General features: G+C 62.9%; 15 protein-coding genes, 1 tRNA gene and 1 pseudogene. 5 read left to right on the forward strand and 12 right to left on the reverse strand.

Annotation, left to right across the window (positions count from 1 at the left end; translation table 11 throughout):
* Positions 1-2: 2 nt before the first annotated feature.
* Together GTP41_RS09990 and nosZ are read right to left on the reverse strand one after the other, a co-directional pair.
* Positions 3-2,165 (reverse strand): 4Fe-4S binding protein, encoded by a 2,163-nt coding sequence (locus tag GTP41_RS09990; protein WP_161025438.1) that lies wholly within the window; start codon positions 2,163-2,165, stop codon positions 3-5.
* Between the two features lie 20 nt (positions 2,166-2,185).
* Positions 2,186-4,108 (reverse strand): TAT-dependent nitrous-oxide reductase, encoded by a 1,923-nt coding sequence (nosZ, locus tag GTP41_RS09995; protein WP_161025439.1) that lies wholly within the window; start codon positions 4,106-4,108, stop codon positions 2,186-2,188.
* Between the two features lie 105 nt (positions 4,109-4,213).
* Between nosZ and GTP41_RS10000 the strand changes: the two genes are divergently transcribed.
* On the forward strand, positions 4,214-6,370 hold the full coding sequence (locus tag GTP41_RS10000; RefSeq protein WP_229502810.1) for a hypothetical protein: 2,157 nt from the start codon (positions 4,214-4,216) through the stop codon (positions 6,368-6,370).
* Positions 6,371-6,395: 25 nt separating this feature from the next.
* On the opposite strand, the gene GTP41_RS10005 is transcribed toward GTP41_RS10000, so the two are convergent.
* A complete protein-coding gene (locus GTP41_RS10005) occupies positions 6,396-6,977 on the reverse strand; it encodes a DJ-1/PfpI family protein (RefSeq protein WP_161025440.1) in 582 nt (193 codons plus the stop codon).
* A 123-nt stretch (positions 6,978-7,100) separates the two neighbouring features.
* Here GTP41_RS10005 and GTP41_RS10010 point away from each other — a divergent pair.
* Both GTP41_RS10010 and GTP41_RS10015 read left to right on the forward strand, forming a co-directional pair.
* Positions 7,101-7,737, forward strand: a pseudogene (locus GTP41_RS10010) (helix-turn-helix domain-containing protein).
* Positions 7,738-7,818: 81 nt separating this feature from the next.
* Positions 7,819-8,748: an alpha/beta fold hydrolase gene (locus GTP41_RS10015; protein WP_161025441.1), complete on the forward strand. Its 930-nt coding sequence runs from the start codon at positions 7,819-7,821 to the stop codon at positions 8,746-8,748.
* Positions 8,749-8,753: 5 nt separating this feature from the next.
* Here the strand turns inward: GTP41_RS10015 and GTP41_RS10020 are convergent, their stop codons facing one another.
* A complete protein-coding gene (locus GTP41_RS10020; protein WP_161025442.1) occupies positions 8,754-9,806 on the reverse strand; it encodes a DUF5694 domain-containing protein in 1,053 nt (350 codons plus the stop codon).
* A 199-nt stretch (positions 9,807-10,005) separates the two neighbouring features.
* Between GTP41_RS10020 and GTP41_RS10025 the strand changes: the two genes are divergently transcribed.
* Complete coding sequence (locus tag GTP41_RS10025) at positions 10,006-11,574, forward strand: methyl-accepting chemotaxis protein (protein WP_161025443.1); 1,569 nt, start codon at positions 10,006-10,008, stop codon at positions 11,572-11,574.
* A gap of 3 nt (positions 11,575-11,577) precedes the next feature.
* On the opposite strand, the gene GTP41_RS10030 is transcribed toward GTP41_RS10025, so the two are convergent.
* Genes GTP41_RS10030 through GTP41_RS10040 form a run of 3 tightly spaced genes read right to left on the reverse strand, consistent with a single transcriptional unit; the run spans position 11,578 to position 15,693 of the window.
* The gene (locus GTP41_RS10030; RefSeq protein WP_161025444.1) at positions 11,578-12,411 is read right to left on the reverse strand and encodes a hypothetical protein; all 834 of its coding nucleotides are present in this window, start codon (positions 12,409-12,411) and stop codon (positions 11,578-11,580) included.
* Positions 12,408-14,000, reverse strand: a complete 1,593-nt coding sequence (locus tag GTP41_RS10035) for a hypothetical protein (protein WP_161025445.1) — start codon at positions 13,998-14,000, stop codon at positions 12,408-12,410. Before GTP41_RS10035 ends, GTP41_RS10030 begins: the two co-directional genes overlap by 4 nt.
* 13 nt (positions 14,001-14,013) lie before the next feature.
* Positions 14,014-15,693, reverse strand: coding sequence for an OmpA family protein (locus tag GTP41_RS10040; protein WP_161025446.1), 1,680 nt, complete (start codon positions 15,691-15,693; stop codon positions 14,014-14,016).
* Positions 15,694-16,008: 315 nt separating this feature from the next.
* Between GTP41_RS10040 and GTP41_RS10045 the strand changes: the two genes are divergently transcribed.
* Positions 16,009-16,728, forward strand: coding sequence for a hypothetical protein (locus GTP41_RS10045; RefSeq protein ID WP_161025447.1), 720 nt, complete (start codon positions 16,009-16,011; stop codon positions 16,726-16,728).
* A gap of 113 nt (positions 16,729-16,841) precedes the next feature.
* Here GTP41_RS10045 and GTP41_RS10050 read toward each other — a convergent pair whose 3' ends face one another.
* The 5 genes from GTP41_RS10050 to rpoD all read right to left on the reverse strand — a co-directional run bounded on the left by GTP41_RS10050 (position 16,842) and on the right by rpoD (position 21,817).
* Complete coding sequence (locus GTP41_RS10050; RefSeq protein ID WP_161025448.1) at positions 16,842-18,371, reverse strand: hypothetical protein; 1,530 nt, start codon at positions 18,369-18,371, stop codon at positions 16,842-16,844.
* A 102-nt stretch (positions 18,372-18,473) separates the two neighbouring features.
* Positions 18,474-18,905: a helix-turn-helix domain-containing protein gene (locus GTP41_RS10055; RefSeq protein WP_161025449.1), complete on the reverse strand. Its 432-nt coding sequence runs from the start codon at positions 18,903-18,905 to the stop codon at positions 18,474-18,476.
* Complete coding sequence (locus GTP41_RS10060; RefSeq protein ID WP_161025450.1) at positions 18,893-19,174, reverse strand: type II toxin-antitoxin system HigB family toxin; 282 nt, start codon at positions 19,172-19,174, stop codon at positions 18,893-18,895. Before GTP41_RS10060 ends, GTP41_RS10055 begins: the two co-directional genes overlap by 13 nt.
* A 280-nt stretch (positions 19,175-19,454) precedes the next feature.
* Positions 19,455-19,533 (reverse strand) — tRNA-Ile (locus GTP41_RS10065).
* 43 nt (positions 19,534-19,576) lie between these two features.
* Positions 19,577-21,817: an RNA polymerase sigma factor RpoD gene (rpoD, locus tag GTP41_RS10070; RefSeq protein ID WP_161025451.1), complete on the reverse strand. Its 2,241-nt coding sequence runs from the start codon at positions 21,815-21,817 to the stop codon at positions 19,577-19,579.
* Positions 21,818-21,977 lie beyond the last annotated feature (160 nt).

The following is a 21,977-nucleotide window of genomic DNA, read 5'->3' on the forward strand; positions in this document are numbered from 1 at the left end:
TTTTACCCTGCCTTCCTTTTCAGCTCACCGCGCACCGCGTCCAGCGAAATGAAGTAGCCGCGCCCGTCGATCGGGGTCAGCGGATCGCCGTTCTTCTCGCGCGTCTTGCGCTCCTTGGCCAGCGGCGGGCAGGCGTGGTCGTCGTAGTACATCACCATGCAGTCCAGGCAGGCCAGGCATTCCTTCTGGTCGATGCGGCCCTGGGCGTCGATGGCGTGCGAGCCGCAGCCCTTGGCGCAGGCGGTGCAGGTCTCGCATTCCTTTTTGCGCTTGAGGGCGAACAGGCGGAAGAAGCTCGGCACGGCCAGGCCGGCGCCCAGCGGACAGACGTATTTGCAGTAAGGGCGCTCGCTCAGGATGGAAATACCGAGGATGACGGCGACGAACGCTGCGAACGGCCAGCCGCGATTCAGCACGCCCACCAGGAAGGTGGTCTTGAACGGTTCGATCTCCGCCAGGTGCTCGGCCATCTCCATCGAATAGAAGGAGACGCCCACCAGCACCGCGAACGCAACGTACTTCACCCACTTCAGCTTATCGTGCACGCGCTTGGGCAGCAGGCCCTGGAAGCGCCCCAGGCCGATCCAGCCGCCCAGCTTGAATGCCAGGTGCTGCAGCGAGCCGAACGGGCATACCCAGCCGCAGAACACGCCGCGCCCCCACAGCACCACCGTCACCACCATGAACCACCAGAACAGGAAGATGAACGGGTCGGACAGGAACAGCTCCCACTTCCACTGGTGGATCAGGGAATGGAACCAGGTCATCACCTGGGTGATGGACGGCTGCGCCTTCAGGTACAGGCCGAAGAAGCCGACCGAGGTAATCCACAGCAGCGTGCGCGGGATCGTGATCAGCGGCTTGCTCTTGCGGTTGGAAGCGCGCACCAGGCGGTCGCGCTGCGCATACAGCGCGGCGGTCGTCAGCAGCACCAGCACGAACAGGATGATCTCGCCTTGGCGCGCCAGCCAGGCCGCCTTCCAGGCCGGCACCGGGCGCTCGACTTTCGGGCGCCCGCCTTCCAGGTAGCGCGCCGGAGTCCAGTATTCCTGGTCGAAGTGGACGAAGACCTTGGTATGCGTTTGCAGGTCCAGCTTATTGGCCAGCAGGCTCAGTTGCCACGGCCAGGCCGGGTTGAAATTCGGTGAACGGACGATGAAGATCGCCGACTCCTGGTAGGCCGGCGTGTCGGCCGGGTCCAGGTGGTACAGGTTCAGGTAATCGGTATCGCGGAAGGTAAAGCGGTCGGTGTCCTGGCGCACCTGGATGCGGTCATAGATGCCGCCGCGCACAAAGCCCGAGCCCTTGAACGAATCCAGGCCGGTGCCGATGATGAAGATGGCATGTTCATCCTCCTTCAGGTCCTGCATCAGGCGCGCATAATTGCGTTCGCCCAGCAGGCTGCTGCCGATGCTCGGCACATTCAGGTAGCCGAAGTGCAGGTCCATGTACGGCTTGCCGTTCGACGGCAGGCCGACCTCCTCCGCTTCCACCCGCAGGTGCCGGACCGCGCCCTCCTTAACGAGCGCGGCCCAGTCCAGACGTTCGCGCAGCGGCGTGAAATGAGCGCGCGGTTTGACCATCCCCTTGAAGATGCCCACCTGCTTGCCAATCTCATACGCGCTTTGCGCAATGGTCTGGTTCTCGGCTATGGCCGTTACGGTGGCCCCGCTGATCGCATCAAGATCACCACCGTCCCGCCCAAGGCCGAGTTCCAGCTTGGCGTCGCCGGGTTTGCCGAAGTACTGCCTGACGAATTTGGTCAGCACAGTTTCGGGAATGCCCGCCAACAAAATCGGTTCCGAGTGCTTCAGAATCCGCACACCGGAAATCACACCTTTGGTATCCATGCCGATCAGCGTGACCATCGGCTTGCCCGAGTAGGCCGGTATGTCCACCACATCGGTGGACAGGAACACATAGCCGACCAGGCGCTGCTTGCCCTGCTCCAGCGCGTAGCCCTCTACATAGGCCGGCGCGCCTTTGCGCTTGGAAAATACCGTCGCCGCCGGCAGCACTTCGCTGCAAGGGGCTTCGGCGCACAAATCGGGGCCACTCATCAACGCCGCGGACAGCACGGTGTCGTACATCGAGGTGGCCGCGGCGGGCGCTGCACACAATATGGTGAGCAGCGCCGCCCACAGCAGGGGAATCAAGCGAAGCATGGATACATCACCCTTGCGGGTTAACCCTCCACCAGGAAGCGGCTGCGCATTTCAAGGTGCAGCGCGTGGCAGAAGTGCGTGCAATACAGCCAGAACGCACCGGCATGGTCAGCCTTGAAGGTGACCGACTTGGTCTCCTGCGGGTTGACGATGAAGTTGACGTTGTAGGTCGGGATTGCGCAACCGTGGGTCAAGTCCTCCACCTTGTCGTGGTTGGTCAGGGTGATGGTCACTTCGTCGCCCTTCTTGACCTTGATGACCGGCAGGCTGAAAGCCGGTGCCTGCGACATCAGGCGCACGTGCACCTTGTTGCCGTTGCGGGTGATGCCCGCGTTCTCGGCCGTCACCTTGTTCGGGAAGTCGTCCAGGTTGTAGATCTGGCGCGTCTTCACGATATCGCGGCGCACGATGATTGCGTCGTGCGGTTCCGGATACGCGGTGTGGTCGGACACGATCACCATCTTGTCGCCGGTGATGTCGATCAGCTGCTCGGTTTCGCTATGCAGCGGGCCGACCGGCAGGAAGCGGTCCTTCGAGAACTTGTTACCGGAGTTGAAGTATTTGCCGTCCGCCTCTTTGGTTTCGCCCATGGAGGCGTAGCCATGGCCCGGCTGGTAGTGCACGTCAACGCGGTCGACCACCGGCTTGGCGGACTTGTCGCCCTTGAACTGCGCGATGGCGGCGGCCACGTTCCACTTGACGATCTGGCTGTCCAGGAACAGGGTGGTGAAGGCGTTGCCTTTGCCGTCGAAGGCGGTGTGCAACGGGCCCAGGCCGATTTCCGGCTCCGCCACGACTGCATCGCGCTCGGTTTTCAGTTCGCCGTCGAACCACTTGGCCACCAGGGCCACTTCGATCACGGTGGCAGTCGGCGACAGCTTGCCGGAGCAGACCATGTATTTGCCGTCCGGCGAAGCGTTGACGCCGTGCGGGTTCTTGCCGACCGGGACGTAGCAGGTCACGGCGGTTTTCGGATCGGCGTTGGCCGCCTTGCGGCCGTCAACCACAGGCACCTTGGAGGAGCCGATGGTGGTGAACTTGCCGGCTTTGACCATTGCTTCAACACGGGCCACGTCGAAGAAGACGCAGGCGTCGCGCTCGGCCGACATCATGCCCGCCTGGTCCGGCGCGTTCTCGGTGTTGTACTGGTTGGAGCAGGCGAAGCGGCCGTCGTACGAGGTGGCGGTCAAGTCCATATTGCCGTCCACGCGCACTTGCCAGCGCACGGCCATGGTTTCCGCATCCACGCAGGTGAACAGCGAGCCCCACTTGGACGGATCGTCCAGGTCGCGGCCGTCGTTCGGGAACGGAATCGCGAATTCCGCGCCGCAGAACACGCGGGTGGTGTGGTTGATGGACTTGTCGACCGGGTCGCACTTGTCCGGGAAGATGCCGTGGAAGCCCTGCACGTTCGGCAGTTCGGTGATCTTGTCGCATTCCATGGTATCCATGCGGATACGGGCCAGGCGCGAATGGATCTTGTCGTTCACCCACAGGTAACGGCCGTCATAGGTGCCGTCCTTGTAGGAACCGTGCACGTGGTGGGTGTCGCCGGTGGTGTATTTCAGGCTGCCGTCGGCCTTGGTGCCGAGGATCGCCTTCGATTCGTTGGTGATACCCCAACCGACCATAGGATCGATATTGAAAACGGGGATCCGGCGCAGTTCGCGTCCGGAAGGAATGCCGATGATGCGGGCTTCGCCGGAGTGGCCGCCGCTGGAGAACAGGTAATAGTCGTCCAGCTGGCCCGGTTCTACGTGAACCTTGCTGCCGCTGTGCGATTTGGCCGCTGCAGATGCAGAAGAAGAAGCGGCAGCCCCCGCGCCGTTCTCTTTGCAACCCGCCAGCACACCAGCACCGGCCAGGCCGAGCGCTGCACTCTTACCCAGGAAACGACGACGGCTGCTTACTTCCGTGTCGTGCACATCACGATCGCTACCCATGTTTCAATACTCCTACTCTGTGTTATTCCAGGTAGCGACTGTACGGAGTTTGTCGAAAAATTAAATTGACTCAGGTCAAGCGCTTTCAAATTGAGAGGATCTGCCATGAAACATGTCCTGTCGTGCCTTGCTTCTGTCTTGGCCGCGAGCGGCGCGCTCGCGGCGCAACTGCCATCCATCCAGCTGGTTGAAACGTCGATGCAGGCGCAGTTCAACCTGCCCCTGACGTTCGGCCAGGTGTTCGCCAAAGGCGACCTGAAGGCCGGTGAAAGCGTCACCGCCGCCTACAAGGGCGCCGCCCTGCCGATCCAGGTCGACGTCAAGGCCACGCACGACGACGGGTCGGTGCGGCACGCGGTGCTGAGCGCCATCGTGCCGCAACTGGCCGCCGGCGAGACAGCGAGCGTGCAACTCGCATCGTCCGCCACCCCGCCCTTGATGCCACCGGCCTTGCGCCCGAGCGCGCTGCTGGCGAGCGGCTTTAACGCCGTAGTGCGCCTGAACGTGGGCGGTGTGCTGTACAGCGCCGACGCCGCGCAGCTATTACGCAGCAAGCCATACAAGCACTGGCTGAACGGCATGCGCGCCATTGAATGGCAGGTGTCCGCGCCGGTGCAGACGGCGGACGGCGTAGCGCATCCCCACCTGTCGGTGCGGTTTGCGATCCGCAACTACCCCTACCCCAATATTGAAAGCCCCGGCCCGGCACGGGTCGACATCACCTTGGAAAACAACTGGGCCTTCGAACCCGATCCGAAGAACGTCACCTACGATGCCGAGATCCTGGTCAACAACCAGCCTGTCTACAGCAAGGCCGCGCTCACCCACTTCCACCACGCGCGCTGGCGCAAGGTGTTCTGGACCGGCGCCGAACCAAAACTGCATGTGCGGCACGACGCGGCCTACGCCTCGGCCTCCGGCGCCGTGCCCAATTACGACCGCGGCATCGTCCCTTCCGCCACCGCACTGGCCAAGATGAAGACCGACTGGGAGGCCGCCGATAGCGGCCCGATGGCCATGCCCTTGATTAACAAGTACATGCCCGCCACCGGCGGCCGGCCCGACATCGGCCTGCACCATGCCTGGGGCGCGATGTATGTGTTGAGCATGGACGCGCGCGCGCGCCAGGTCACCATGGGCCTGGGCGACCTGGCCGGCAGCTGGCCGATCCACTACCGCGACAAGGCGACCGACGAAGTGGTCTCCATCCTCCAGTACCCCTATGTGCGTGACATGCGCATTGGCAGCGACAGTTACAACCCGGTGACCAAAAAGCACGAGGACATGCCGCGCTGTACTTCGACCGAAGCCGGCGCCTGCAGCACGCCTTACTCGCCGGACTCCGCGCACCAGCCCTCGCTGGCCTACCTGCCCTACCTGTTCACGGGCGACAGCTACTACCTGGACGAGCTGCTGTTCTGGGCCAACTGGAACCTCACCACGATGAACCCGCACTACCGGGGCCTGGCCAAAGGCCTGGTGAAGGGCAACCAGGTGCGCGGCCAGGCCTGGAATATGCGCACGCTGGGCCACGCCGCCTACATCACGCCGGACAGCCACCCGATGAAGGTCTATTTCAAGCAGGTCCTGCAGAACAACCTGGACTTCTACAACACCACCTTCGCCGGCAGCGCCACCAACCAGCTCGGCTTCATCGACAACACCGCCACCAGCTACGCAGTGGCCTATGGCGGCCCGACCGGACCCGGCACCGGCGTCGCGCCCTGGCAGGACGACTTCTTCACGTCCGTCGTCGGCCACCTGCATGAAATGGGTTTCGCCAGCGCCAAGCCTATCCTGGACTGGAAGGCGCGCTTCCCGATCGGCCGCATGATGGCCCCCGGTTATTGCTGGATCGACGGCGCCGTTTATGCGCTGATGGTGCGGCCCGGCGCCGCGTCGCCCTACTTCACCAGCATGGCGCAAGCCTACCAGGCCACCATGCGCAAGAACGACGGCACACCGATGGTGAACAGCAGCGGCGCGCTCTACCTCGACCAGCCGTGCGCCAGCCAGGCCCAGGCCGACTGGCGCACGCAGGCCGACAAGGATGCCAAGATCTGGCGCACGCCGTGGCTGGCGGGCGAGATGACGGGCTACGCCACTTCGCCGGAAGGCTACCCGGCCAATATGCAGCCGGCGCTGGCGATGGCTGCCGCCACCGGCCTGCCCAACGCGCGCGAAGCGTGGGCGCGCTTCGCCGGCCGCGCCGCCAAGGCGAACTACAGCGAGCGGCCGCAGTTCGCCATCGTGCCGCGCTGAGGCCAGGGCGCGGCGGCGGCGCGGTTCAGGGCTTGATCTCGCTGCCGAGGACTTTGAGGAATTGCGCCATCCATTGCGGATGCGCGGGCCAGGCCGGCGCGGTGACGAAGTTGCCGTCCGTGACCGCCTGGTCCATCTCCAGCGCCACATACTCGCCGCCGGCAGCGCGCACTTCCGGCGCGCAGGCTGGATAAGCCGAGATGCGCTTGCCCTGCACCACGCCGGCCGCCGTCAGGATTTGCGCGCCGTGGCAAATCGCCGCCACCGGCTTGCCGGCAGCCACAAATTCCTGCACCGTTTCCAGCACGCGCGAATTCAGGCGCAGGTATTCCGGCGCGCGGCCGCCGGCAATCACCAGCGCGTCGTAATCGGCCACGCGCGCCTCGTCGAAGCTGGCGTTGAGGGCGAACTGGTGGCCCGGCTTTTCAGTGTAGGTCTGGTCGCCCTCGAAATCGTGGATCGCGGTCTTGACCTTCTCGCCCGCCTTCTTGCCGGGACACACCGCATGCACCGTATGCCCCACCATCAGCAGCGCCTGGAACGGCACCATGGTCTCGTAGTCTTCCGCGAAATCGCCCGTCAACAGCATGATCTTCTTGATGCCCATTCCGATCTCCTTGTCTAAGCTTGCATGAAGAAATGCGCTTCGCTTGCGCCGCGCAGTTGACCAGAATAGCACCGCCCGCAGGCGCCTGCCGGCAATGGCTGTATCATCTGTTTACCACTTTTTATGCCATCAGCGATGAAAATCGGATTTCTGTTGCCGCCCGGCTTCCAGATCATGGGGCTGGCCGCCGCCTCCGCCTTTGAACTGGCCAATACCACGGCCGGCCGGTGCCTGTACGAAATCGGCTTCCATTCCGAATTCGGCGGCAGCGTCGCCAATTCCTTTGGTGCCGCCATTGAAACGCAGCCCATCGCGCGGCGCCGGCTCGACACCCTGATCGTTTGCGGCCTGGTCGCGCCCGCACCGACCGCGCCTGGCCTGCTGGCGCGATTGCGCGCGGCGGCCCGGCTGGCGCGGCGCACCACTTCGGTCTGCACCGGCGCCTTCCTGCTCGGCGAAGCGGGGCTGCTCGACGGCCGCCGCGTCACCACGCACTGGATGTTCGCACGCGAACTGCAGGAGCAAGTCCCGACCGCGCAGGTGGAGGCGGACCGCATCTGAAACCGGCCAGCCGCCGGCCAAAGCCATCGCCACGCTGCGCGTGGAGTGCGCCCGCCTGCTGGTCGAGCAAAGCCGCCTGAGCGTCGAGGAAATCGCCATGGAAGCAGGTTTCAGCGATGCCGAACGCATGCGGCGCGCATTCCTGCGCGCTTTCGGCCAGCCACCGCAGGCTTTGCGGCGCGCGGCGCGGATGTCCTGAAACGAGGGTTTTACGACATTTACGCCATTTCATGCGCAACCTATATTGAAGCCATCCCCACCATACGACAGGAGCTTCGATATGACCACCCTCCACACCGCACTGGCCGCCGTTGCAGCGGCCAGCGTGCTGGCCATGCCAGCCGGCGCCGCCGAGCCCGCAACCGGCTTCGTCCGGATCAGCACCGATATCACCCTGCGGCGCATCGTCGTCGCCCCCGCCAAGCCGAAGGGCACCGTCCTGCTGCTGCATGGATTCCCTGAGACAGCACTGGCCTGGAACCAGGTCGCCCGCCAGCTGGGCGCCGACTATGAAGTCCACGCCTTCGACTGGCCCGGCTACGGCGGCTCGTCGCGCCCGCCGCTGGCTCGCTTCACCTACGCGCCGCGCGATTACGCCCGGGTGGTGCAGCAGTACATCCGTGCAGCAGGCATCGACAGCCGCAATCTGGTCATCTACGCCACCGACATCGGCGGCCTGCCGCCGCTGCTGCTCGCACTGGAGGAACCCGGCATCGCGCGGAAGATCATTGTCGGCGACTTCGCCCCGCTCGACCGTCCCCAATACATGGCTGAACGCCTGCGCAAGCTGAAAGCGCCGGAAAGCGCGCAAGCCACCCGCGCCGCCATCAACCAGACCTACCGCGAGATCATCGGCAACGCCTTCCAACGCGGCCTGCCCGCCGGCAGCCAGTTCCAGGTCAGCCCCGAATTCGAGGCCGACATGCAGGCCGGCTGGCAGCGCGGCGGCATGAGCAGCGGCGACGCCTTCTACCACTACTATTCCCACTTCACGCGCGACCAGGTCTACCTGGAGGACAACCTGGCGCGCCTGTCAACGCCGGTGCGCGTGGTGTGGGGCGCGCTGGACATCTACATCGACAAGAAGATGGGCGAGGAATTCGCCGCCCGTTCCGGCAGCCCTTTCGCCGCCCTGCCCGGCCTGGGCCACTATCCGCACCTGCAGGACCCGCAACAGACCGCCAGTGAGATCCGCGCCGCCTTCGATTGAATGCGCTACTTCAGCACCGCAGCCGCGTCGACGATCTCGACGCCCTGCAGCTGTCCAAGCCACGCATCGAACCACGGCTTGTGCGAGGCGCCGACGATGGACAGCACGCGCGCGCCGGGCCGTTCGCGGAAGGTTTCGCGGATATTCGCCACCATGCGCAGGTTGCGTACTTCCCAGCCGCCGACCCAGATTTTCGGATAGGCCGGCAGCGACGCGTCGCGCATCATCGGCAGCACATTGGCCTCGGCGTAGACGCGCATGGTGCCGGGCTGGTTGATGTAGCGGTACAGCGGCAGCAAGTCGTCGGCCGGCGCCAGTTCGCCCTCGCGCTTTTGCACCGCCTTCATCTCGACGTTGCCGGCCGCCCATACCGCCTCGACCGATTTGACGAAGGGCTTGATGTCGGGCAGGTCGATGCGGTCGCCGGTATGGTTGTCCACCGCGTACACGCGCTGGTGGCCCAGGCGGGCAGCCAGCGGTGCGGCGATCAGGTTGTCCTCGTTCTTGCGCTGCATAAGCTTGCCCAGGCGTTCGACCAGCTTCGCGCTCAGGCCATCGCCCTCGCGCCGTTCCGCCTGCGGCAGCTGCAGCCACTGCACCTGGGCCGATGCCGGCTCGCTGGCCGCCAGGAAGGCTGCCGCCAGGCGCCGGCGCTGCGACGGCGATGGTTGCGCCGGCCAGTTCTTGAGGGTCTTGTCCACCTCCGCCAGGGCAGCGGGGATATCGAGGCCGGTCGCCTCCTGCGCCGCCGCCGTGCTCGGGCACCAGTCCGGCCCGTACTTGGCGGGATGGCGCGCCGCCAGGTCGCAGTCCTCGCCCGGCTCCTGCTCGATGGTGATGATGTCCGGCTTGAAGGCCGCCAGCCGGTCGATCACGCTGCCTAAGGCGGCCGGTTTGAAGCCCGCCGGCATGCCGCTCAAATGCATGGTACCCAGCACCAGCACCTGCGACTTCGGCCCGGCCATATCGCGGTCCAGCTTCGTCAGATCCACCTGCGCCTGCGCCACCAGCGGTGCCGCCGCCAGCGCGCCCCACACTACCTTGTTCCATTTGCCCATATCGCTCCTCTGCGCTTTGCCAATCGGAGCCGCGATTCTAGGCAGGTACGCGCGCCGCCGCCACGGCAATCCGACAGCCTGCAGGATCGCGGGAACGAATTGCAAAATTGGCATAACAGCCATAACTTCTTTAACCATCTTAAGGACGCCGCGCGCAATCCCACGTGAAATATAGGGATACATATAAAAAGGAGATGGTATGAGCTGGAAGAACCTGAAAATCGGCGTGCGGCTGGGAATTGGTTTCGCCTTGGTGATGGTGCTGATGCTGGTGATCGCCGTGGCAAGCGCATGGCGCATGCAGCAAATCCAGGGCAACCTGGATTACGTGGTCAACGACAACAACGTGAAGATCGCCGCCGCCAACCGCATGGCCGACGTGGTGCGCGATGTCGCGATCAGCGTGCGCGACATGATATTCCTGGAGCAGGACGGCGAGATCGCCCGCCAGTGGGCCATGATCGCCGAGCGCCGCAAGGACTATGCGGCCAGCGTGGACGTGCTGGAGCGGCTGGTGCGGGACGATGCCGGCAAAGCCCTGCTGGCCCGGGTGGCCGCGCACCGCAATACCGTCGTGCCGCTGGTGGACAAAGCCGCCGCCCTGGGCCGCCGCAAGATGAAGGATGACGCCACCCTGGTGCTGCTGGAGGAAGTGCGCGAGCCGCAGGCCGGGTGGATCGGCGCCCTGCGCGACCTGGTGCGCTACCAGGAGCAGAAAGCCAGGGAGATGGTGGAGCTGGCGCGCGCGGAATACGCGCAAGCGCGCAACCAGACCTTCGCGCTCACCGCCATTGCCATGGCCCTGGGCAGCGCATTCGCCTGGCTGATCACCCACAGCATCACTACTCCGCTCAACAAGGCCGTGCAGGTGGCGCGCACGGTCGCCGCCGGCGACCTGAGCAGCCGCGTGGAAGTCACCACCAGCGAGGAAACCGGCAAGCTGCTGGGCGCCTTGCGGCATATGAATGAAAACCTGGTGAAGATCGTCGCCGATGTGCGGGCCGGCACGGAGACCATCAGCACGGCGTCCGGCGAAATCGCCAACGGCAACCTCGATCTCTCGGCGCGCACCGAACAGCAGGCCAGCTCGCTGGAGGAAACAGCCTCCTCGATGGAGCAGCTGACGTCCACCGTCAAGCTCAATGCCGACCACGCCCGGCAGGCCAACAGTCTGGCCCTGGCCGCCTCCGAAGTGGCGGCGCGCGGCGGCCACGTGGTGGCGCAGGTGGTGCAAACCATGGGCTCGATCAACGCGTCGTCGCGCAAGATTGTGGATATCACCGAAGTTATCGACAGCATCGCCTTCCAGACCAATATCCTGGCGCTGAATGCCGCCGTGGAGGCGGCGCGCGCCGGCGAGCAAGGGCGCGGCTTTGCCGTCGTCGCGTCCGAGGTGCGCAACCTGGCGCAGCGCTCCGCCGCGGCGGCCAGGCAGATCAAGGACCTGATCGACAGCTCGGTGGACAAGATCGACACCGGCAGCCTGCTGGTGGGCCAGGCCGGCACCACCATGGAGGAAATCGTGACCAGCATCCGCCGCGTCACCGACATCATGGGCGAAATCAGCCACGCCACCCACGAGCAAACCATCGGCATTGAGCAGATTAACCGGGCAATCTCGGAGATGGACAGCGTGACGCAGCAGAACGCTGCGCTGGTGGAGGAGGCATCGGCTGCGGCCAGCGCGATGGAGGAGCAGGCTTGCGGGCTGGCCCGGGCGGTGAGTGTGTTCCACCTTGGGCCAGCGCCGCATGCCGGCGTCAGCTAAACCTTACTGGCGCATTGGGCGCAGCAAGGCCGGCTGGCCGAACTCCACCAGTTCGGCATGCGACTTTTGCATATAGGCCGACCAGAATTCGGCCAGCGCTTGCATGGTCTTGGGATCGCGGTAGGACTTGGCATTCGCGGCATCGACCGACAGCAGGCCAGCGCCGATCACGTACACCTTGGCACCGCCGAAATTACCCAGCAGCTTATTGTCCTCAACGGAACGCAGCTCCTTGCCGGCGTCGATCTTGCGCACCGACTTGCCTTGCTCGGCATAGAAGTTGCCAACCGAGGAGTTCTCCAGCATGTCGGAAACGATCAGCACGATTTTTTGCGGCGCGCGCGATTCCGCCGCCAGCGCGGAGACGGCCTTCAGGCTGGCCAGCACATCCGACTTGGCGATGGAGCCGCTGCTCTCGGCGAAGGCGGAGCGCAGCGCCGTGCCGGCCACCTGCATCGCCTGCGCCGGCTGGCGTCCCAGGCATTGTTCAAACTTGTTCAGCACCGGCTTGGAAATGTCGTCGCGCACGGCCTTGGGCAGCGCAGCTTCAATCCGGCCCGACGCCAGCACTTCCGTATAGCGGCCCTGGGTATAGGCCGAGAACACGGCGATCGAGAACGCGTGGCCCGGCTGCAGGTAGGCTTTGACGTTGTCGGCCACCATCTGCTTGAGCGATGGGCTGAGCGGGGTGGTCTGGTCGATGGCGACGATCAGTTCCGTTTCCGGCGCACGCGGCGCCGGCAGCGGCTTTTCGTGGCAGCTGCGGATGGCGTCGAGCTGCGCCGCCATCACGGAGCTGGAAAACAGCAGCGGCGCTGCCAGCAAGGTCCACTTCACAGCAGGCCCTCCACCTCGGCGTCGCGCGCCTTGCGCTCGGCTTCCGCCTTCTGCGCACGCAGCGCGTCAATCACGGCAGCGCGGGTTTCGGACGACAAGGTGTCCAGCAGGTCGAGCTTGGCCTTCTTGTCTTCGCCCAGCGCGGCCAGGCGCGCCAGCACCTCGGCCAGTTCCGGCGCTGCATCCGCCGGCGCGGCGGCTACCGCAGCCGGTGCGGGCGCCGGTGCTGGTGCCGGTGCCGCAGCCGGTGCAGCTTGCGCCGCAGACGCCGCCACTTGCGCGGCCAGGGCAGCCGCCTTGGCCGCCTTCTGCGCCGAAGCTTCCGCATGGCGGCGCTGGTCATCGCGGTCCGCCTCGTCCAGTTCACGCGACTCCTGCATGAAGTCGCGGAAGGTCTTCTTCAGGCGGGTGCCCACCGTACCGCTATCGCCGGTATTTTTCATGATGCGCTGCTGCAGCACCGCCAGGCGCGCCTGCGCCGTATCAGCGGTACGGCGATAGTTTTCGCGCACCGCCGCATAACTGGAATAGCGCCCGCCACCGATATCGCGGTTGGCCTGGCTGCTCTCCTTGCCGGCAAAGCCCCAGCGGAAGCCAAAGATCACGCCCAGGATCTGCAGGAACACAAAGATGAAGGCCAGGATGATGAAGGTCGCCCAGCCGCCATGGCGGTCCAGGCTGGCCTCATCGGCAACCGCCTTCTTGTCGGCGATATTGTCCGACGCCTCGTCCGCGCCAGGCAAACGCACCGCGCCCGCCGACATATCCATGCCGTCGGCGGCCGGGCTGGCGCCCTGGGTAATCTGCTGGCCGGCCAGCGTCACGCGCGCCGCCAGTTCCTTCTCCAGCACCTGGCCGCGCACATAGGTCGCAAAGCCGGCAATAACCACCACGAACACCAGGGTGCCCCAGCACAGGAAGTAATTCGGATGCGCGCCCACGCGGCTGCACAACTGGTTACAGGCTGGTTCGTGGTTATCCTTGCTCTGCGGCTCATCCAGGCCCAGGGTGCCATCCTTCAGCGGCGGTTCGCAGCCATTGGCCACCCACACCTTGCGCGCATTCTTGATCAGGTTTGAGCGGTACAGCTGGTGGCCCGCCAAGTGGGTGAACGCCACCAGTACCACCGAGATCAGGAAAGCGATGCCGTAGGCGCCGGTCTGCTGCAGGTTCTCGCTCGCGCCGGGAATGGTATAGCCGGCCAGCACATAGGAGAAACCCATCGCCTCGACAAAGACCATCGCCACCGTCAAGGCCCAGATCCAGCCCGGCATCGCGCTGCGGCCATTGTCGCCGGCCTTTTTCAGGTAAGTCTTCTTCTCGTTGAAGTCATGTTCGTCCTGGATATGCGCGAAGTCCTTGTACTCCTGGCACAAGGTGCGCTCCGCCGTGTACCAGCCGGGGAACGACTGGTCGGCGCTCGGATCGCGCGACAGGCGCGCAATGCGGCCGACCACCGGGAAACTGACCCAGGTGTTAAACCACCACCATTTCACCTTCTCCCACAACAGCATGATCACCACCGCCGCGCACAGCGTGCTGACCACGCTCCACGCCAGCAGTGGATAAGTTTGAAAGAACTCTTTCATCGCATTTCCCCTTTTATTTTTGGTAGATCTTTGGTTTGAAATCTGCTGCGTACTGCACCGCGCCGCGTTCATAGACGATGCGGCCCGCCTTGGCCGCCGGACCGCCTTCGCTGTGGAACACGATGTCGACGCAGGACAAGCCGGCGCGGCCGTCCAGGAACACGCGGTACAGCAAGCCGCGCTCGCCCAGGTAGGTATTCACTTCCGGCGAGATGCTGACGTCCGGCGCCGGGTTGCTGTTGCGGGCCGGGTTGTAGTTGGCATAGACCTTGAACTCCGGCAGGTTCGCCAGCGAACCGTCGCCCGCCAGCACGGACACCTTGTTCAGCACGATCTGGTGCGCATTCACCTGGTCGGTCCAGGTTTTGCCGTACAGGCCCGGCAGGAACTCGCTGGTGCGATAGGTCTTGCCGCTGGCCAGCGATTTGACGCCATGCGCCAAGCGCGGACGGTCGCGCGTGCAGTCGGCCAGGTCGGCCATCTCGGACGCATGCGCGCTGCTGATCAGGGAGAAGTAGGACTTGTTCGATTCCAGCTGGCCGATGCTGGCCAGCGCGCCCGATTTGGCCAGCGGCATGCCGCCGAAATCCAATGCCGGGCCGCTGCTGCGCGCACGGCTGCTGGCAGGTGGCGCTGGCTGCGCCGAAGCGGCCGGGGTGACCGCTGCAACGCGCGCGCCAGTCCGGCTGTCCGCCGCCTTGGCTTCAGCCAGTTTGGCTGGTGCAGCCTTTTCCTTCGCCAGCTTGGCCGGCGCCGCGGGCGTGGCAGGCTTTTGCTGGGCCGCAGGCGCAGTCGGTTCGGCCGGCCGCGCGGCTGCCTCCTGCGCGCGATAAAAAGCATAGCGCGGCTTGCGCGCCGCGAGGAAGCGCTCGAAGGTGCCAGCGTCGGCCACTTCCACGATCTCAACGCGGCGGTTGCGCGCGCGCCCTTGCTCGCTGGCGTTGTCGGCAATCGGATACGACTCGCCCGCACCCTGGTAGAACAGCACCTCGCGCGGAATGCCCTGCTTCTCCATGAATTCGGTCACCGCCTTGGCGCGGCGCTCCGACAGGTCCGCATTCAGGCGCGAACTACCGCTATCGTCGGTATGTCCGATCAACAGGATCTTGCGCGATGCGATTTGCGCAATGTACTTCTGGCGCTCCGCCGGGTCCTGGATGTGGCTGGCCATGGTGCGCGCAGAATAGGACTGCGCAATCGCCGTAAAGTAGGATTGCGCGCGCGGCGTCAACTGATCGGAATTGCTGTCGAACTGCGCGCCCTCGCCCTGCTTGTCGCGCACCTCCACCACCATGCCCACGCCCGCATCCTTACTGGTACTGGCCTGGGCCGGGTCGCTCGCCGCCTGCACCGTGCCGTCGGCCGACACATTGGCCACCGTCATGTCCAGCTCATACTGCTTGGCCACGCGCGCCAGCTCGCAGCGGCGGCGGTCCATATCGTGGCCAATCAGGCCGCCGGCGGCAGCGCCCACCAGCGCGCCCAGGATGCGGCCCTTGTCCGAATGTTTGACCTGGTTGCCAATGATCGCCCCGGCGATGGCGCCGACCGCGATACCGATATTGCGCGAATTGTTCGAGCACGGGTCGTCGCTGGCAAAAGTCTCTTTGAACGATGGCTGGCCAGTCCGTGGATCGGTCGCGCAGCTCGTCAACATGGTGGCGCCAACTACGGCGACTACGACTTTCTTCATCCGCATCCCTCGATATTTAACCAACAATAAGATTATCCATTTTACAAAAAGAATCTTCTCATAAAATTTGATTCATAGAAACATTATTTCCTAATAAATATGATCTGAATGTTGTTTTGGCCTATACAGTCTAGAAAGGCGGAACAGCCCGGACTTGAGGCATATCAAAGGCGCCGCCACTCGCACGCCTGCGCCAACCGCGCCCCCGCTCGGCGTCCTGAATTCCAGCAAACGGCGACAAGCCGGGCGTTGCGGATGCGTTTATCATGTTTGCCAGATCAGGCATTTCGACCTGATCCAACAATGGAGACAAACATGAATAAACTGTTCCAATGCCTGGCGGCGGCAACGCTCGTCGTCGCCACCATCACCCCAGCCCTGGCGGCGAGCGAGGTATTCCTGCTTGGCACGCTGTACAAACGCCACGAGCAAGTACCCGCCTACAATGTGGACACCCTGGTCCGTATCGTCGAGAAAGTCGCGCCGGACGTCTTAGTGCTCGATGTCACGCCGGACGAACTGCGCAAGCGCACCGTCTTCCCCGGCAAGATCGAATACACCCACGGCATCTTCCCCCTGATGGACAAGCGCAAGTTCATCACCTACCCCGCCGAGCCGGCCGAGCCGCTGTTCAGCGAAATTGTGGAATCCGTCAAATCGCGCATCCAGCAGTTCGACAAAGAGCAGCCCGAGTTGTCCGCCAGCTTTAAGCGCACGGAAAAGAATATGTATGCCATGCTCGGCAAGCACTGGAGTAGCGCCGCCCGTGTGCAGGACGACGCGACCAGCGAAATGATTGACGCCAGCGCCCGGCTCTACGCCGAGATCCTGGGCCCAGTGAAGAAGGACGCCGACGAGCGCTGGGACAAGCACACGGCGGATATGGTGAAACGCGCTGTCAGCGAACACCCCGGCAAGCGCGTGCTGGTACTGACCGGCATCCGCAACCGCCCGCTGGTGCAGCGCAACCTGCAAGGCGACCCGGCGATCAAGCTGGTCGACATGCCAGCCTGGCTGACCCAGGCCGGATTCTAGGCGGGCCTTAGTTCGCGTCCCCGGCGCCCACCGGCGCCGGATAGCGCGCCAGGGTATGGATGATGGGGCCCTGCTCGAACCCAGCCAGAAGAGTGCTAGCTCCCCGGTTCATCTCACGCCGCCGCGTTGAACAGCAACGACAGCTGTGCGCTCTCCTTGCTGCCGCAGCTGCTCTCCAGCTGCTCCGGCGACAAGGTGCGGTCAAACGACACCTGCTTGAGCGCGCCGTTGTAGGGCAGCGTGAAAGTCGAGGCATCATCGTAATAGACCAGCACCTGCGGTAGCGCCTTGCCGTCATCGTCCTGCAGGTTGAAGACCTCCAGTTCAACCTTGCCCCTGCTCTCATCGAAGCCGGCCACGGCATGGCCCGTCACGCTGAAGCGGCAACTGCCCGCCTTCTGTTCATAGACGTAGTCGAAGGAAGGAACGCCCTTGTTATCCACCTTGTACTGGCTGACCCGCAGCGAATGCTCCACCCCTCCGGAGTGGAGCTTGAAGCGTGGCTCCGCATCGGTAGCGTGGCTATCCTTCATCGCACCAAGGTTTAGCGACAGCTTGCCCGCGCCATCCTGCGACAGCAGGAACCATTGGCCGGCGTTCGTGGCAACAAATAGGGGTTCGCCGGCGGCCAGTTGCAGCGCATCCTCCTTACCGCTGGCAGGTGAAATCTTGCGCAGCTCGCGGGCACTTCCCTTCCCGCTGCATGGTTGGCGCACCGCGAGCAGGGTACTGCCATACTCCGCCATCGAATGCGTTTTGCAGAATTGTCCTTCGTAGCTGACCGCTGCAAGCTGCTTGCCTTCCGGGCTGGTCAGCACCAGCGTTGAAGCGCCCTCGTCACCGGCAAGCGAATACGTCACGCCGCGCGGCGAGACCCCTTGTTTCACATCGCGCATTTTCTGCTTGAAAGGACGCATGCTCCAAACGTAGCCGCCATTCGCCAACAGCAGCGAATGCGCGTAATCGTCCACGTAGTCCGACTTGCCCAGCTTCGCCGGATTGAAGCTGCCGGCAATATACAAACGGTCGCCGACGAATCGCGCAGTGGCCGAGCTGCTAAATGCGCCCGTCTTGCGGATGCTTGGCTTGCCCTCAACCAGGTGCTTGTCGAACTGCGTGGTGAACAAGGAATAGAACTCGCTGCCTTCATCCTCGTCCTTGATATATCCCGCAATCTGAACGCCGGATGCAAGCGGCGCCATGGTGTAAGCGAACTTGTTCCGTCCAGGAAGGGCGAGCTTTTTATAGCCGATTTGCTTACCGTCTGCGCTGAACTGGAGGACGTACACCAAGGTCTGGTTCAAAGACTGCGCAGCCTGCGTGTTGACGTTGGCCAGCACATACACGAATTCACTGTCGAAAGCGCATTGCGCTGCAGTCAGGGCCACATAGCCATTCGGCGCAGGGATGTGCTTTTTCCACAGCACCGCATTGGATTTGTAATCGACCAAAAGCAGCTCGCCGCTGTTCTGGGCCGCGTCCGGGTCAAAGTTATCGCCCACCAGGCAGGCGCGCGCGCCATCCGCTGCAAAGCCGATGTGGTTGGGATCAAATTGTTTGGCCTGGATCTGCAGGTCCAGGGCCTGAGCGTGCGAAAAAGAAAGCGCTGCGACAGCTGCTGCGAGGGTGCGGAAAATCTTCATGGTGCGGAAGATTACCATAACAACAAGTTAAGCTACCGCACCTAAAGCGGGACTCACAGCCCCTACTACGCGCCCCATCCGCAAGTAAGATGTAAAGTAGCTTTATGCCGGTTTCAGAAATGCTGAAACCGGGAGATGGAAGCGCTTGGCAAGTGCGCGCGCCTGCCGCAAGTTAAGATCGCGTTTTCCGCTCAGCACTTCAGATACAACGCCCTGCGAGCCTATCTCGGTAAGATCCGATTGCCGAAGCTCGTGCTGCTCCATCATGAAACGCAACATATCGACTGGCGTCGCTTGCGCAAGTGGATGATGCGCACCTTCATATTCCGCAATGAGCAAGCCCAGGACATGTACAAGGCCAGCCAGTTCGTGCTTCTCATTAGCGCCTCCAGCGTCGAGTAATGAGTTCATTACACTGACAGCGTGCGTGTAGGTGGCCTCGTCCTCAATGGCGTGCAGCGGAACGCGTGCCGAAAGCACCCGAAAATTGCGCGCTATTTCAACGATTTCACTGCTCTCATCTATGCATTCCATGAGTCATACTCCCGATGGGTGAACACATGCCGGACAAAAAGCGTCCGCCGGTCGAAGTGTACCGCCGCAACAATTCGATATTTGTTTCCACCTACGTTAAACACAAGATAGCGACCTACTCGATCAACCGAATTGAATGTTGCCTTTAGTTCGGCAAAGTTGGCGAAATCTCGCAACTCGATCGATCGCCGCCACGTTTGCAAAGTCTTACCGGCTTCGATGTGAGTCAGCGCAAACTCCAGCAAAGCCTTATTCGAAATCACACGCATGATGATCCTAGCGAAATAATATCTCAGATTGAGATTCGACGCAGAGCACCGGTATAAGCGCCTTGCTGTTGAAGCTGAAATACTGGGGCTAAAGTTGATCAGGCAGCTTGTGCGAACGCAAATCGCCGGTGCAAGGATCACATGGAGGCTTGTTCAAATGCAAAAAAGCCGCCCAATGAGCGGCTTTTCGTTCTCATGTGGAGCCGACTGTGTGTCAACTCTAGTGATGAGAGGTAAAAGTCTGAGCCTTACTGACATCACTGTCAGCAGGCTGGAATCTTGGTAGGCCCTCGCGGAGTCGAACCGCGCACCAAAGGATTATGAGTCCTCTGCTCTAACCAAGCATGAGCTAAGGGCCCTGAGAACCCGGCAGGATAGGGCCACTGGCCCCATCCGTCAAGTTTAGTTACCTTCCAGGAAACTCTTCAGTTTATCGGAGCGCGAAGGGTGGCGCAGCTTGCGCAGTGCCTTGGCTTCGATCTGGCGGATACGCTCGCGGGTCACGTCGAACTGCTTGCCGACCTCTTCCAGCGTGTGGTCGGTCGACATTTCGATACCGAAACGCATACGCAGCACTTTCGCCTCGCGCGGGGTCAGCGAATCCAGCACATCCTTCACCACACCGCGCATCGAAGCATGCAGCGCCGCGTCCGAAGGCGCCAGCGTGTTGTTGTCCTCGATGAAGTCGCCCAGATGGGAATCGTCGTCGTCACCGATCGGCGTTTCCATCGAGATCGGCTCTTTCGCGATCTTCATGATCTTGCGGATCTTATCCTCTGGCATTTCCATCTTGATCGCCAGGGTGGCCGGATCCGGCTCGGCGCCGGTTTCCTGCAGGATCTGGCGCGAGATCCGGTTCATCTTGTTGATCGTTTCGATCATGTGCACCGGAATACGGATGGTGCGCGCCTGGTCGGCGATGGAACGGGTGATCGCCTGGCGGATCCACCACGTGGCGTAGGTGGAGAACTTGTAGCCGCGACGGTATTCGAACTTGTCCACCGCTTTCATCAGGCCGATATTGCCTTCCTGGATCAGGTCGAGGAATTGCAGGCCGCGGTTGGTGTACTTCTTCGCAATCGAGATCACCAGGCGCAGGTTGGCCTCGGTCATTTCACGCTTGGCCTTGCGCGCTTTCATTTCACCAGCCGCCATCTGGCGGTTGATGTTGCGCAGATCCGGCAGCGGCAGCACGACGCGCGCTTGCAGGTCGATCAGGCGCTGCTGCAGTTCCTTGATGGTCGGGATGTTGCGGCCCAGGATCGCGCTGTACGCGTGACCGGCGGCGACTTCGCCATCCACCCATTCCAGATTGGTTTCGTTACCCGGGAAGACCTTGATGAAGTGGGCGCGCGGCATGCCGCACTTGTTCACGGCCACGTCGAGGATCTGCTTCTCGATATGGCGCACTTCATCGACCTGGCCGCGCAGGGTGTCGCACAGCTTCTCCACCACTTTGGCGGTGAAGCGGATGCCCAGCAGCTCGGCGGAAATCGATTCCTGCGCCTTCAGGTAGGCTTTCGAGTTGTAGCCATCCTTCTCGAAGGCCTTGCGCATGCGCTCGAACTGGTTGGCGATGTTGTCGAATTTTTCGAGGGCGGCCTGCTTCATCGCTTCCAGCTGCTCGGCGGTGTAGCCGGCGGCGGCGCTGGCGCTCGGCGCTTCTTCCTCTTCCTCTTCGCCCTCTTCCGCCTCGTCCTCGTCTTCTTCCTCTTCGTCGGAAGCGGCTGGCGCGGCGGCGGCTTCGCCTTCCTCATCGACCAGGCCGTCGACGATCTCATCAATCTTGATTTCGTCGATGCGGATGCGTTCGGACGTCGCCAGGATCTCGGCGATGGTGACCGGGCAGGCGGAAATCGCCTGGATCATGTCGCGCAGGCCGTCTTCGATCCGCTTGGCGATTTCAATTTCGCCCTCGCGCGTCAGCAGCTCGACCGAACCCATTTCGCGCATATACATGCGGACCGGGTCGGTGGTGCGGCCGAAGTCGGAATCAACGGTGGACAGGGCGGCTTCGGCGGCGGCTTCGGCCTCGTCGTCGCTGGTGACCGTGGCCACGTTGTCCGACAGCAGCAGGGTTTCGGCATCGGGCGCGTGTTCATACACGGCGATGCCCATGTCGTTGAAGGTGCCGATAATGCCCTCGATCGCTTCCGGATCGACGATATTTTCGGGCAGGTGGTCGTTGATCTCGGCGTAGGTGAGGAAGCCGCGTTCCTTACCGAACTTGATCAGCGTTTTCAGTTTTTGGCGGCGGCGCTCCAGCTCTTCTTCCGTCGCTTCGGTGTCGGACGAGAACGCGTCTTTCAGCAGTGCCTTTTCCTTGGCTTTGCGGTCCTTGGCCTTGGCCTTGTCCGCCGCCTTCATTTCGGCGCGCTCGACGGCGTTCAGTGCTGCCACCTCGTCATTTTCAGGCTGGAATTCCTTCGGCTTGCGGCCACGGCGGCCCGGCACCTTGACGGTCGGCAGCACGTATCCGGAAGTGTCGATGGCAGCCAGGGCGGCTGCATCCGTAGTCTGACTAACCACCGGCGGTGCCTTTGAGACGCGAGTAGCCGGTTTATCAGCCGACTTCGTCGCAGGCTTGGCGGTCACTTTGCGAGGCTTTTCAGCCGCTTTGGTTTCAGGTTTCTTTGCTGGCACAGGCGCTTTCGGGAATAGTTAAGTCCACTACAAACTGCAACAACTACTGCTCTAACTTACTGAAAACAAACGAAAATACTGCCCCGCTAAATATTGCAATATTTAGCATTTTATTATAGCACGCCACTTTACAATTACCAGACGGGAAGGGTTGCGTGCG

The organism is Pseudoduganella guangdongensis, from assembly GCF_009857475.1.
GTDB lineage: Bacteria > Pseudomonadota > Gammaproteobacteria > Burkholderiales > Burkholderiaceae_D > Rugamonas > Rugamonas guangdongensis.